The sequence below is a fragment of the Mycobacterium botniense genome, assembly GCF_010723305.1.
Lineage (GTDB): Bacteria > Actinomycetota > Actinomycetes > Mycobacteriales > Mycobacteriaceae > Mycobacterium > Mycobacterium botniense.
Genome location: NZ_BLKW01000004.1, coordinates 1,923,902 through 1,938,017, shown reverse-complemented (window position 1 = coordinate 1,938,017; position 14,116 = coordinate 1,923,902). Strand labels below are relative to the sequence as shown.

9 protein-coding genes and 1 pseudogene are annotated in these 14,116 nt (G+C 62.3%); 7 read left to right on the top strand and 3 right to left on the bottom strand.

Annotation, left to right across the window (positions count from 1 at the left end):
* The first annotated feature begins 141 nt into the window (after window positions 1-141).
* Genes rpsB through G6N08_RS18920 form a run of 3 tightly spaced genes read left to right on the top strand, consistent with a single transcriptional unit; the run spans window position 142 to window position 3,325 of the window.
* The gene (rpsB, locus tag G6N08_RS18930) at window positions 142-999 is read left to right on the top strand and encodes a 30S ribosomal protein S2 (RefSeq protein ID WP_163759953.1); all 858 of its coding nucleotides are present in this window, start codon (window positions 142-144) and stop codon (window positions 997-999) included.
* 1 nt (window position 1,000) lies between these two features.
* Window positions 1,001-1,855: a translation elongation factor Ts gene (gene tsf / locus G6N08_RS18925; protein WP_163759950.1), complete on the top strand. Its 855-nt coding sequence runs from the start codon at window positions 1,001-1,003 to the stop codon at window positions 1,853-1,855.
* 51 nt (window positions 1,856-1,906) lie between these two features.
* Complete coding sequence (locus tag G6N08_RS18920; protein WP_163759947.1) at window positions 1,907-3,325, top strand: amidase; 1,419 nt, start codon at window positions 1,907-1,909, stop codon at window positions 3,323-3,325.
* Between the two features lie 393 nt (window positions 3,326-3,718).
* Here the strand turns inward: G6N08_RS18920 and G6N08_RS18915 are convergent, their stop codons facing one another.
* The gene (locus G6N08_RS18915) at window positions 3,719-6,097 is read right to left on the bottom strand and encodes a glycoside hydrolase family 65 protein (protein ID WP_163759943.1); all 2,379 of its coding nucleotides are present in this window, start codon (window positions 6,095-6,097) and stop codon (window positions 3,719-3,721) included.
* A 1,596-nt stretch (window positions 6,098-7,693) separates the two neighbouring features.
* On the opposite strand from G6N08_RS18915, the gene G6N08_RS18910 reads away from it, so the two are divergent.
* The 4 genes and pseudogenes from G6N08_RS18910 to G6N08_RS18895 form a co-directional block, all read left to right on the top strand.
* The gene (locus G6N08_RS18910) at window positions 7,694-8,296 is read left to right on the top strand and encodes a DUF1643 domain-containing protein (RefSeq protein WP_246216813.1); all 603 of its coding nucleotides are present in this window, start codon (window positions 7,694-7,696) and stop codon (window positions 8,294-8,296) included.
* A 295-nt stretch (window positions 8,297-8,591) separates the two neighbouring features.
* Entirely contained in the window at window positions 8,592-9,539 is a 948-nt protein-coding gene (locus G6N08_RS18905; RefSeq protein WP_163759937.1) for an alpha/beta fold hydrolase, read from the top strand.
* 181 nt (window positions 9,540-9,720) lie between these two features.
* A complete protein-coding gene (locus G6N08_RS18900; protein WP_246216812.1) occupies window positions 9,721-10,260 on the top strand; it encodes an anti-sigma factor antagonist in 540 nt (179 codons plus the stop codon).
* 217 nt (window positions 10,261-10,477) lie between these two features.
* Window positions 10,478-11,395: pseudogene (locus G6N08_RS18895) on the top strand (LysR family transcriptional regulator); the annotation flags it as partial.
* Window positions 11,396-11,692: 297 nt separating this feature from the next.
* Here the strand turns inward: G6N08_RS18895 and G6N08_RS18890 are convergent.
* On the bottom strand, window positions 11,693-12,412 hold the full coding sequence (locus G6N08_RS18890) for a phosphoadenylyl-sulfate reductase (protein WP_163759928.1): 720 nt from the start codon (window positions 12,410-12,412) through the stop codon (window positions 11,693-11,695).
* 30 nt (window positions 12,413-12,442) lie between these two features.
* Window positions 12,443-14,110: a nitrite/sulfite reductase gene (locus tag G6N08_RS18885; protein WP_163759925.1), complete on the bottom strand. Its 1,668-nt coding sequence runs from the start codon at window positions 14,108-14,110 to the stop codon at window positions 12,443-12,445.
* Window positions 14,111-14,116 lie beyond the last annotated feature (6 nt).

Genomic DNA, 14,116 nt, shown 5'->3' with positions numbered 1-14,116 from the left:
GCCAGTGGGCTGACTTCGCGTGTCTGCAACCGACCAGATGCCGTGCGGTCCCCGGGGACGGGGCCGGTAGCTGGGCAGACGCCAGGGCCCGACGCCACCCGGCGCCGGGCGACAACCGACAAGAAAAGGACATGGGCCACTATGCCTGTTGTCACCATGAAGCAGCTGCTTGACAGCGGCACCCATTTCGGGCATCAGACCCGTCGGTGGAATCCCAAGATGAAGCGGTTCATCTTCACCGACCGCAACGGGATTTACATCATCGACCTGCAGCAGACCCTGACCTACATCGACAAGGCGTACGAGTTCGTCAAGGAGACCGTCGCCCACGGCGGCACGATCTTGTTCGTCGGCACCAAGAAACAGGCCCAGGAAGCCATCGCGGCCGAGGCCACCCGGGTCGGCATGCCGTACGTGAACCAGCGCTGGCTGGGCGGCATGCTCACCAACTTCGCCACCGTGCACAAGCGCTTGCAGCGCCTCAAGGAGCTGGAGGCGATGGAGAAGACCGGCGGTTTCGAGGGCCGCACCAAAAAGGAGATCTTGGGCCTGACCCGGGAGAAGAACAAGCTGGAACGCAGCCTCGGCGGCATCCGGGACATGAACAAGGTGCCCTCGGCGATCTGGGTCGTCGACACCAACAAGGAGCACATCGCGGTCGGCGAGGCCCGCAAGCTGGGCATCCCGGTCATCGCGATTTTGGACACCAACTGCGACCCCGACGAGGTCGATTATCCGATCCCCGGCAACGACGACGCGATCCGCTCGGCGGCGCTGCTGACCAAGGTGATTGCCTCCGCCGTGGCCGAGGGTCTGCAGGCCCGCGCGGGTTTCGGGCCGGGCGACGGCAAGCCCGAGGTCGAAGCCGCCGAGCCGCTGGCCGAATGGGAGCAGGAGCTGCTGGCCGCCGCCACGCCTGCTTCCGACCCGGCTGCCGTCGGCGCCGCCGAGCCGCCGGTGAGCGAACCGTCAATCGAACAGACCACCACGGAAGGCTGACATGGCGAATTTCACCGCCGCTGACGTCAAGCGGCTTCGGGAACTGACCGGTGCCGGCATGCTGGACTGCAAAAACGCGCTCGCCCAAAGCGACGGCGACTTCGACAAGGCCGTGGAGGCGCTGCGGATCAAGGGCGCTAAAGACGTCGGCAAGCGCGCCGAACGGGCCACAGCCGAAGGCCTGGTCGCAGCCAAGGACGGGGTGCTGATCGAGCTGAACTCGGAGACGGATTTCGTCGCCAAGAACGCCGAGTTTCAGTCGCTGGCCGAGCACATTGTGGCGGCAGCGGCCGCATCCAAGGCCGGCGAGGTCGACGCGGTCAAGGCTGCTCCGCTGCCCGGCGCCTCGGGGGCCAAGACGGTCGAACAAGCCATTGCCGAGCTGTCGGCCAAGATCGGCGAGAAGCTCGAATTGCGGCGGGTCGCGCGCTTCGACGGCACCGTGGAAACCTATCTGCACCGACGTTCGGCTGACCTGCCTCCGGCGGTGGGGGTGCTAGTCGAGTATCGGTCCGGCGCTGACCACGGATCGGCGGCTCCCTCAGCAAAAGAAGCCGCACACGCTGTCGCGCTGCAGATCGCCGCGCTCAAGGCCCGCTATCTGAGCCGTGACGACGTGCCCGAGGACGTCGTGACCCGTGAACGCCGGATCGCCGAGGAGGCCGCGAAAGCCGAAGGTAAGCCGGAGCAGGCGCTGCCTAAGATCGTCGAGGGCCGGCTCAACGGCTTCTTCAAGGATGCGGTGCTGCTGGAGCAGCCATCGGTGTCGGACGCCAAGAAGACGGTCAAGGCGCTGCTCGACGAGGCGGGTGTGACGGTGACACGGTTCGTGCGGTTCGAGGTCGGCCAGCCCTAGCCCGAGGAGGATGTGGGCCGGCAGCGGTGTCGGCGTTGATAGCGTCGCTGCATGCGACGTGTGCATGCATTCGGTGATGACGCTCTCGGCGACCTCGACGCGGTTGCACTCGCCGACGCCCTCGCAGCGCGGCGGTTGTCCCGGCTCGACGTTGTGCAGGCCGCGATCGCCCGCACTGAAGCCGTCAACCCCACCCTCAACGCCCTGGCGTACCAGGCGTTCGATCAGGCGCTGGCCGCAGCGTCGGCGCTCGACGAGACCGGTTTTTTCGGGGGCGTCCCAACTTTCGTCAAAGACAACGTCGACGTCGCGGGGTTGCCGACGATGCGGGGGACCGACGCGTGGGTGCCGCGCCGGGCTGCAGCAGACGGTGAATTCACCCGGCTGTATTTGGCTACCGGGCTGATCTCGCTGGGCAAGACGCAGCTGTCGGAATACGGTTTCAGCGCATCGGCCGAACACCCCCGACTCGGGCCGGTCCGCAACCCGTGGGATACCGATTACACAGCCGGCGCCTCGTCGTCGGGTTCAGGCGCGCTCGTCGCAGCCGGTGCGGTGCCGATCGCGCATGCCAACGACGGCGGCGGCTCGATCCGTATTCCGGCCGCGTGCAACGGGCTGGTGGGTCTCAAACCGTCGCGCGGACGGCTACCACTGGACAAAGACATGCGCCGCATGCCGCTTCGCCTCGTCACCAACGGTGTGTTGACCCGCTCGGTGCGCGACACCGCCGCCTTCTACCGGGAAGCCGAGCGGATCTGGCGAAACCGCAAACTGCCGCCGATCGGCGACGTACAGCACCCGGGTAAGCAGCGGCTGAAGATCGCCGTCATCACCCGCTCAGTGGATGGCGAGTGCAGCCCTGAAATGCGGGAGCTCACACTGAAATCCGCGGGACTGCTCGAAGAGCTCGGCCACCACATCGAACACATCGAAAACCCGCCGGTGCCTTCGAGTTTCGCCGCCGACTTCGTGTTGTACTGGGCCCTTTTGGCCACGGGGCAGTTGCGCGTCAGCCGGGCCCAGTTCGGTGACACCTTCGACGACAGCCGGCTGGACAACTTGACACTGGGTTTGGACCGCCACGCCCGCCGCAACCTGCATCGGCTGCCTCTGGCGATCGTGCGTTTGCGCGCCGTTCGGCGGCGCACCGCGCAGTTCTACCGCCGCTATGACGCCGCGCTCACCCCGACAGTGGCCGACGTCACGCCCCGTCTCGGTTATCTGGACCCGACCGCTGACTATGAGCAGATTATCGGGCGGCTACGCGGCTGGGTCACGTTCACGCCGCTGCACAATGTCACCGGCGAGCCGGCCATTTCGCTGCCGCTGGCCGAATCCGCGGACGGGCTCCCGGTAGGCATGATGATCTCCACGGACCTCGGGTGTGAGGTGCGGTTGCTGGAACTGGCCTACGAACTCGAAGAGGCAAAGCCCTGGGCTCGTATCCACTCCCACACCCCGGGTTGAACCCCAACTGAGTTGGCGGGCTGGGGTTTCCCCAGTGGCTGCGCGAATTCTGTCAGGCGCGTGTGGGATTCACCGGTATCGGCGCCGACAGCGCCCGCGCAGCGGATTGGTGATTCCTGTCGCGCGCGGCCCGTTCCCGTATTTCGGACGCTGTCGCCGAAGAAAATCGCTTACGCCTGGTTCAGCTGCGTTGCAGCGTCTGTCGACGATCTCAGGGTGCGGCTTATAGACTTGAACACCGGCCCGGAGACACGCGAAGTATCGCTACGACGAGGAATATCATGCTCACGTGTACCGGCTTCGCCTTCCAGGCTGCAACCGCTAATCCATCAACGGGCATCGGCGCGGAGGCAAGACCCGGCCCGCTGGCTACCCGCAGGCTCATGGGCAGTCTTAGCTCAGGCACTCCGGGTCCATGGCTAACCGTCGGTGTAGTGGCTCGCGGCCAGACGGCTGTGGCGGTCGTGGAAGCAGCGGTTTACATGATCGAACCGGGACAGTCACTGGCGAACATGTGTTTAGGGTGAGCTCTTTCCCAGCGTGCCGAATTGTCAACGTATCGCCTGACCCGCCATCGCGTAGGGTGTAAGTGGTGTCGGTGTGAGTGGCATCCACAATGAGCCGGAAGTTTCGCCAGCGCAACCGGAAACGCAGCCGCGAGAAGGCGTCGGGCAGCTTAGGATCGAGCGCCAGCACACCTTGGTCGTCGCGCAAGCCGCCAAAGCCCGCGACCAGCGCAATCCAGGTTCCAGCCAGCGACGCCAAGTGGAGTCCGTCTCGAGTGTTGTGGTGCAGGTCACGCAGGTCGGTCAGAGCGGCCTCGTGGGTGTAGTCGTGAGCCAGGTCAAGGTGTCCGACCTCTGCACACAACACCGCCTGGGTGCATGCCGACAGCGACGAGTCACGCACCGTGCGTCGTTCGTAGTAGTCGACGTTCCGCGCCTTCTGTTCCAGGGTGAAGGCGTGGCTTTGCCAGTGCATCGCCAGTACCAGGTCAGCCTGCTTGATCACCTGCGCGGGATACAGCCGCACATAGGGCTCGTGAAGCAATAGCGGGTAGTTGTTGTGCACCGCGAAGTCCCACTCGGCAAAAGTGGTGAAGCCGTCGCATTGTTGGTGGACACCCAGCTCCTCATCGTAGGGGATGTGCACTGCGCTAGCCGCGTTGCGCCAAGCAGCCATCTCGTCGGTCGTCACACCCAACGCGCGCGCCGCGTCGGGATGACGGGCGCAAGCGTCGGCGGCAGCGCGCAGGTTATGGGCCGCCATCAGATTGGTATAGACGTTATCGCGGACGATCGCGGTGTATTCATCGGGGCCGGTGACCCCGTCGAGGTGCCAGATGCCGTGGCGGTCGTGATGCCCCAGTGACACCCAGAGTCGGGCCGTTTCGATCAGCACCTTTAACCCGCATTCCTTCTCCACGGACTGGTCACCGGTCACGGTGCGGTAGCGTTCGAACGCCATCGCGATGTCGGCGTTGATGTGCCAGGCCGCCGTGCCGGCGGGCCAATAGCTTGAGCACGACTCGCCGTGAATCGTTCGCCACGGGAATCTTGCGCCGTTAAGTCCGAGTTGGGCTGCGCGTTGTTGAGCAAGCTTCAGGGTCGAGGCCCGCCATCGCAACACATCCGCGACTGCCTGTGGTGCAGTGTAGGTGAGCACCGGAAGTACGAACATCTCGGTGTCCCAGAAAGTATGCCCATCGTAGCCAGATCCGGTGAGCCCCTTTGCAGGGATGGGGCGGCGTTCGGCGCGCGCGCTGGCTTGCAGTACGTGAAACATTCCAAACCGCACCGCTTGCTGGCACTCGGCACCACCCTCGACCTCGACATCCGCGGCGTCCCAAAACTCTTCGAGGTAGACCCGCTGGGCGTCAAGTAACCCTTGCCATCCGCTATAGCGCGCGCCGGTTAGTGCCGCAGCGACCTGGTCGTGTAGTGCTGGCCGCGAACGCAGACTCGACCATCCATATGCCAGATACTTGACGATGCGCAGTTTCTGCCCCGGGCGAAGCCCACAGATCACCGTAGTCCGGGCCAGATCGGCGCGCGCATCGGTGGAGACTTCAACCCGACCGGGTACCTCGACCTCATGGTCCATTGCCGCGGCCATCATCAGTCCACTGGCCTTAGTGCGGTGAATCAGCAGCGCTCCTCGCCCGATCTGTTCGTGTTCGACAGCCTCCAGTGGATGTTCTAACACGGCCGCCACTCGCGGATCACCCGTGGACTGCGGAATATCCTCGTTGGCGACGAGTTCAGATTGCACCGTAATCCGAACAAATTTGTTGAGCGCTTCTACCAGGTATTCGATAGCCGCGACACTGCGCTGGGCCAGTGACACTAGTCGGGTCGAGCACACTTTGACCTGCTTACCCGCAGGAGAACACCACTGTGTACGACGAGTCAGCTTCCCAGTCCGAAAGTCGAGAACCCTCTCGTGGTACAGCACTTCGCCATAGCGAACGTCGAAGGGCTCGTCATCGACCAGCAAGCGTATCACCTTGCCGTTGGTGACATTGACCACCGTTTGACCGGCCTCGGGATATCCGTAGCCGGCCTCCGCATACGGCAGCGGGCGGACTTCGTAAAAACCATTCAAGTAGGTACCCGGCAGACCGTAGGGTTCACCCTCATCGAGGTTGCCGCGCAACCCGATATGTCCGTTTGACAATGCGAACAGCGACTCGGTTTGGGCCAACAGGCTCAGGTCGAGCCGGGTCTCGCGCACCTGCCAGGGTTCGACGGGGAAAACGTCTTCGTTGATCATTGCTAAGGTTTCGGCAATCGAAGAGATCAGTCCTTAAGCAGCCGCAGACTGCACATTCAGGACGCTGGAGGTGGATTACAGCCACGAAAGCGCGAGCAGGATCAGCTCGAAAAGATATCCTCAGGTATCGCGGTGATGGCCAGTATTGCTTCATCACTGTCGCCGACGCTGCGATAGCCCCAGCTTTGGACTGTGGCGGCTGCAACATCAAGCGTGCTTACATCCAGGGGTGCACTTAGTCTGGCGTATGTATTAGCCGCGCAGCGCGATGGTGAGTGCATGTTGATGAGATTCCTCTCGTGGATTTCTCTCTTGTGGTCCCTGACGTGGCGGACGTTACGTGAATTTCCTTGTTGTCTTATGGTGTTCTCCGAGTTGACGGGTTTTGCGGCCGTTCACGTCGCCATGCGCGGCGTGCGGTCCTAGCAGTGCGGATTCCTTCCATCGGCTCAACGGTGGAGGTGACGGGAACCGTTCTGTCGAGCAGTCGCACCGACCTAATAATGTCGGTGGCCAACTCAAGAGGAGCGCCGCACGTTAGACACCTCGGGCGTTGCCCCCGCGAGTTGAGCCGCGCGACATGCCGGTTGATCGATAGCCGCAACGCGGCCAGGCACGTTCCGCACAAAATCTCCGTCACGTTGCCCGCCGGATTGGTCGCGTCACCTAAACAGTGGTCCACGGCGTGGAGTTCCACGACATATGCGGCTGTGCGGGAACAGCCCTGTTCGTTCTGGCAGGTGATCGAAGTCCAGTCCAAAGCCGCGAGTTCAGATGGAAAAGCGTCGAGTTGGTCGGAAACAGCGTGCGAAAGCATATGGGGGGGTTTACTCGACGGCTGCGGTGACGGAGACATCCTGTCTTCCGAGCTGAGTTTTGGCACCGCATGCGGTGTTTGACCTCTGATGAGCATGGTGTGTTGATGAGTAGACGCCTCAGCATCCGGTCGTGGTGGCCGAAGAGAGCGATGCTCTCCTGTGTAGCTGTCGGATGCCTTGTGGAGCAGTTTGATCAACTCAATCTTGGCGATGGTGAGGTATGCGATAGCAACGGCCAGCGAAATGTTGACCCATTTTTCGGCAGCGAGCCAGTTCACACAGCAGCCGAAGATCTGCAGTGAATGCAATTTCCGTCCTCCGTACCTGATCCTTCTGGTGATCGAGACCTATCGTCAAATCTCCACGCTGCAACAGAGTTGAGCTAGACGGTTAACGTTGTGGAAGCACAAAGAACCTTTGTCTAGCGTAGCTAAACTAATTCGTCGCTGGTCTACTCGTCGTGGGCATCGATTCTTGTCCCACGCCACGCCACTGGCTGTTTGAGCGGCCAGATAATTAAGGTACAGCGCTTAAACCGACACCGGCTGAACTGCATTCAGACCGCGAAGGAGCCGCGCACCGCCGCTAGCGAAGGAGTGCTGACGGTGTGCAGATCAGTTCATCACCCACGATGTTCCGTTTGGACAACGAATTCTGCGCGCTGACCGGTGAACTCAACGAAGTTTTGTGACTTCACCACATCAACACCTCTAGCCGAAGGATTCTCAGTCAGGGAATCATTGACGGCATCGAGATCTCAACCGAGGAGTGACCTGCAATGGTAGCATTATCTGCACAGCTCCATTGGTCGACCGGCTACTGTGAGTCGTGGGCGGTGTTTAGTCCCTGCCACACATGGCGGTATCGACTGGTGCGCGTGTGGGACTCAGACAAGCCGCGGTTGGCCTGGGTAATCCGCAACGGTTCTGAGGCCGATGAGCGACGCAGCGATGCGACTATCCGTCGTTGCATGAGCTTCGCCCGTGCATGGGGTTACGGTGGTGTCGATATCGGTCACCTTTACGGGCTCGTGTCGAAAAAGCCTGACGCCTTTACGAAGGCCCATTCCGATCCTGTAGGCCCTGACAACGATATCCACCTTGGTGCGGTGTGTTCTCAGAACGACCTCACCGTGCTGGCATGGGGCCCCAACGCTGATACCGAGCGCGTCCACGCGGTTGTCCAGATGCTATCGCGGCACGCTAACCGCCGCGGCGGATCTTTGGCTGTGCTGGACTGGACCCGTGGGGCCCAGCCGCTCCATCCCTTGCTGGCACCCCAAGATGCCACCCTGAAATGTTTGACCTTAAGCGGACCCGACTGCTGTTTCCACGAGACCGAGGATCCGCGTTGGGGTCATCTGGTGGCGGGTGCGGCATGAGTGCCTCTATGACAACGACAGCACGGGATGGCCTGCACCCTAAATTCGGCATCGGATCGATATCGCGCTCAGCTGCCTCGAAATCTGTCGATCGACGCTCACGTGTCATGTTCGTCATGCTGTCCCGCAGGGGATTTCGGCGGGCCTTCATGGTACACGACCGCAATATTCGCCTTTCCGTCTGGCTGGCTGGCTTCCACATCGAGATCTACGACGAATTGATCCCGATTTCTTCGTATTTGGGGTAACGATGGGCAATGGTTCAGGGATTCTGTCTACCGGCATCACACGGACTGTGACGACACGCGATGGCGTGTTGCTGTCATTGGACGAGTACGGTTCGCGCGATGCGGTCCATACCGTCGTTCTGCTTCATGGGTTCTGTTTGACCAAAGAATCCTGGGCCCTCCAAACTGACCACCTGCTCCATCGATACGGCTCCGATATCCGGATCATCAGCTACGACCAGCGCGGCCACGGCGATTCGGCGAGCGCGCCGATGCACACCTACCAGATAGATCAGCTCGCCGACGATCTCACTGACGTACTCGTAGCTACCCGCGCCAGAAGCCCTTTGACGTTAGTCGGGCATTCCATGGGCGGTATGGCGGCTTTGGCCTACTTCGGTCGCCTCGAGCAGCGACCGGTTCGGCCCCATGGGCTTGTCCTCGTCGCCACCGCAGCAGGCAAACTCACCCAGCGCGGTATGGGCCGGTTGCTGGCTAACCCTGGCGCGGACATTCTGTACCAGCTGGTACAGCATGTGCCTCATGCGGCAGCAGAGCACGCCGCCCGAGCATTTACCCGACCGATATGCAGCGCCCTAATCAGATATGGCGGATACGGCTCAGTTGACCGCGACGCACTTATTGCCGCTTCAGTGGCGAAAGTTATCGCTACCCCAGTGACGACGAAAGCTGGTTTTTTGCGGGCTTTGCGGCATCACGACCAATACCGGGCTCTGAGTTCCATCACCGCCACGACAGCGGTCGTCAGCGGTGGCGCCGACAAGCTTACGCCCCCTATTCATGCCCGCGAACTCGCCGGTCAAATCGCCGAGGCTAGGCATGTGCACCTGCCCACCGCTGGGCATATGCTCCTCGATGAGGTGCCGCACGTGATCAGCACCGCCATCATCGACGTCATCGAAGCGTGGAAGACCCCTGAAATCACCCGCGGCGCTGGGCTTCATCGCGAAAACCAGATACCGGACCAACCGCTCGCGTTCCGGGAAGCCAGCTGAAATGTATGGACCTGCACTCAGTTCATGCCACGCCGTGGCCGGTGGTTCTGATCCGTTGGAAGCCAGCGCCGCGCCGTCGCTGAATGTCCGTACGGGTAGAGCGATCATAACCACCAACGACTTGGCGGCTGGCAGTCCCTACAGGTACGTCATCGGTCAGACCAAGCGTGGTTCAACTGGAGTGATCGGCGCCAACAAAAAGCATTCATCAGACGTCGACGCTGCGACTCCGATTGAGCAAATACGCGGCACTGCTCATCTCGATACCAGAAAGGATAACGAAACGGTGCCTGAACACAGCTGTTCGGAAGTCGCGTCATGGTCCGTCTCTAATGCGCCGGTTGGAGGCGCACGGAGGACGTTGCGCGCTAAGTGCGAACGCAACGGGCAGGTGGTCATCGTGCGCGTGTGCGGTGAAGTGGACGCCAGCAACGAAGACACCTGGCGCACCTTGCTGAGCAAGACGGCTGCGACCGTCATTGCACCGGGACCATTCGTATTCGACGTTCGCCACATGCGTTTTATGGGATGCGGTGCGCTCTTCATATTGGCTTGTGAGGCGCGACGGTGTCAGAGGCGCGGCATTTTCTTACGTCTGGTGAGCGACCAGCCGGCCGTCGCGCGGGTTCTTGCTGCCGGGGGACTACGTCCGTTGCTGTCGATTGATCCGACGGTTGAAATGGCGTTATCACGGGTATTCCGATGGCCGGTGGGCTGGTGAATCCACCTGTGGGGGGACGGCTGGCGTCAGTTGTAGTGAGATGGATCAGCGGGAGGTGCTGACTATGAAGTGCACGCGACCGAGAAATCGTGGCAAAACAGCCGATAATCATTACATCGCCAGAACCTGAGGCGCGAGAGCAGATCCTGAAACGGGCCAGTGCGTACCACTGGAATCGATTTGTGTATGCCGTCGGCGAATTGGTGATGTGGTCAAGATGGTGCTCAGTGCTCGAATGCCTGAACTCGCTTCGTTGGAGACTTTTCTGGCCGTCGCCCGGACCGGAAGTCTCGGCGGTGCCGCGCGAGAACTTGGGTTAACCCAGCAAGCTGTATCAGCACGGCTAGCGGCGCTGGAAGCCCAGATTGGGGTGGTTTTAGCGGTTCGCAGCACCCGCGGCTCACAACTCACGCCCGCCGGTGTTCGCGTCGCAGAGTGGGCGGCCCGTGTGATCGAGGTCGCCCATGAGTTCGACGCCGAGCTGGCATCGTTGCGCGCCGAGAGTCGCCAGCGGATCAAGGTGGTGGCTAGCCAAACGGTCGCCGAGCAGCTGATGCCCAACTGGCTGGTCACCTTGAAAACTGCCAGGCCGCACGACGCTCCTGAGGTGATTTTAACCGCCACCAACAGCGAGCGTGCCATCGCGGCGGTTCGCGGCGGCGCCGCCGATCTCGGATTCATCGAAAACCCGGGACCGCCGAAGGGATTGGGCAGCTGTGTAGTCGCCCGTGATGAGCTGGTGATTGTTGTGCGGCCAGATCACAAGTGGGCTCGACGCTCTGCCGGAGTCACTGCAGCTGAGCTCGCACAAACACCGCTAGTTACCCGCGAACCTCACTCGGGTATTCGGGATTCACTGACCGCCGCGCTGCGCGACGTGCTGGGCGACGAAATGCAGCAAGCACCACCCATCCTCGAACTGTCCACGGCGGCCGCGATGCGGGCTGCGGTCCTAGCGGGCGCGGGACCCGCGGTCATGAGCAAGCTCGCGGCGGCGGACGATCTGGCGGTCGGGCGACTCCGCGCCGTTGCCGTCCCCGAGCTGAACCTGCGACGCAAGCTTCGGGCGATCTGGGTTGGGGGCCGCACCCCACCTCCCGGCGCGGTCCGCGACCTGCTCAGCCACATCCTCAGTGGTCGCGTGCGAGGCGCAGTGCGCCGGTCGCATTCGCGCCAGCCGGTGTACTCATCGAGTACCTCGTCGGGGTTGACGGCGCACCAATAGGCGACCTCTGACCCGACGAGCTCCTGACGACCTCGTTGTGGTCGCGCGCATTGGTTTGCTTTCTGGTCGCCCATGATCTCGATGGAGACGTCAAGGGCCCGCGCCGACCGGAGATCAGCAATTCCTCCATACCAGACTGGCGCAGCGTCGCCAGCGCCGACAAAGTGTGGGATTCACCGGTATCGGCGCCGACAGCACCCGCGCCGGTCAAGACGAGCTTGTTGTCGGCTGAACGTGGATCCCGCACTCGGTTTTGTTGAAACCTGCCCAGCGTCCGCTGCGCGGGTCGGCGCCTTCGGCCGGTTTGCTCGTCATCGGCTGGCAGCCAATCGACGGGTAGCCTTCGGCGACCAGTGGATTGACCAGCACCTGGTTTTCGGCAATGTAGTCGGCCATGTCCTGATCGGACCAGGCGGCCAGCGGATTGACCTTGACCAGTTTGAACAACTCGTCGAAGCTGATCAACGGGGCGTTGGCGCGAGTGGGTGCGTCGACGCGACGCAGCCCGGTTACCCACGCGGAGAAACGCTGCAGCGCTTTGGACAATGGGACAACCTTGCGCAGCCGGCAGCACTCGTCGGGGTCGGTGTAGCACAGGCTGGTGCCCAACTCCAGCACCGAGGGTTCGGGGTGGATAGTGAGCAGCCGGATGTCGTAGGTGGCCTCCACCGCATCCCTCATGCCGAGGGTTTCGGCGAATTCGTTGCCGGTGTCGATGTAGAGCACCTGAACTCCCGGGCGCACCTTGGCGGCCAGATCCACCAGCACCGCATCTTGCATGTTGCAGGCCACCACGTAGCTCTCACCGAAGGTTTCATCGGTCCAGCGCAGCAAGTCAGTGGCGCTGGCGCCGTCCAACTCGGCGGCGCCGCGCGCGGCCAGCTTGCGCAGCTCGGCTTCGGGTAAACGGTTCACCTGGTCGTTCATCGGTGTTCCTCTCCTCGTCGTGCTGGGATCTCAGCGCAGGTCGGCTTCGTCGGCTCGCAGCGCCCACGCCGCGAAGCTCTCGCCGTCGTGGCGTTGGTTGACGTAGTTATGCACGACCCGCTCGATGTAGTCGCCGAGTTCGGTGCCGAGCACCTTATGCTGGCGCAGTTTGCGCCCAAACCCGCTTTCGGCGCCCAGGCTGCCGCCCAGATGCACCTGGAAGCCCTCAACCGAGTTGCCCGCACCGTCGTCAACCATTTGGCCTTTGAACCCGATATCGGCAACCTGGACCCGTGCGCAGGAGTTGGGGCATCCGTTGAGATGGACGGTGATCGGTGCATCGAGTTGGGCGTTGAGGTCGGCGAGGCGGCGTTCGAGTTCGGGCACCAACGTTTGCGCACGTACCCGGGTCTCGGTGAACGAGAGCTTGCAGAATTCGATACCGGTACAGGCCATCAGGCTCCGGCGCCAGTGTGACGGCTGCGAGGGGAGTCCCAGCGCGTCCAGGCCAGCCACCAGATTTTCGACCTTGTCGTCGGGAACATCGAGGATGACCAGCTTTTGGTAGGGCGTCAACCGGGCCCGGTCCGAGCCGGCCTGCTCCATCAGGTCAGCGACCGCGGACAAGGTCGTGCCGGACACCCGCCCCGCGATAGCGGCTACTCCGACCGCGTTGAGCCCGTTTTTGAGGCGCTGCACCCCGACGTGGTCGATGGTATGCGCGACCGGCTCGGGGGCCGGGCCGTCGATCAGGCGCCGTTTGAGGTATTCGGTTTCAAGGACATGCCGAAACTTCTCCACGCCCCAGTCCTTGACCAAAAACTTGAGCCGGGCTTTCGACCGCAGCCGCCGGTAGCCGTAGTCGCGGAACAGGGCAGTCACTGCCTCCCACACCTCCGGCACCTCGTCGAGCGGCACCCAGGCGCCGAGGCGCTGAGCCATCATCGGGTTGGTGGACAACCCGCCACCCACCCAAACATCCAGCCCCGGACCGTGCTCGGGGTGGTTGACGCCGATAAACGCCACATCGTGGGTTTCGTGGGAGACGTCTTGCAGACCCGATACCGCGGTCTTGTACTTGCGGGGCAGGTTCGCAAACTCAGGATTGTTCAGAAAACGCTGCCGGATTCCTTCGATCGCCGGGGACGCGTCGAGCACTTCATCGAGGGAATCACCGGCTAGTGGCGAACCGTGAATACCGCGCGGGCAGTCACCACAGGCCTCGATCGTCGTCAAGTCGACCTCGGCCAGCCGCCGCCAGATCTCGGGAACGTTTTCGATCTCGATCCAATGGATCTGCAGGTTTTCCCGGTCACCGATATCGGCGGTGTCGCGACCGAACTCAGTCGAGATCTGGCCCAGCGTGCGCATCGCGGCGACCGACAACGGCCTGCCGTCAGTACGCACCCGCATCATGAAGTAGCGGGCCTCAATGGTGTCGATGTGCTCATCGCCGGTCCAGGTGCCGTCATAACCTTGCTCGCGCTGGGTATACAGGCCCATCCAGCGGAACCGGTCACGCAGATCTGTCTTGTCGATGCTGTCGAAACCTTGCTTGGCGTAAATGTTTTCAATACGCGACCGCACATTGAGCGGTGCATCGTCCTGCTTCAGCTGTTCTTTGTGGTTGAGCGGCGTACGCTCGCCCAGGGCCCACTGCCCCTCACTTCGAGCTTTAGCCGGACCAGGTTTGGTCATGTGCGC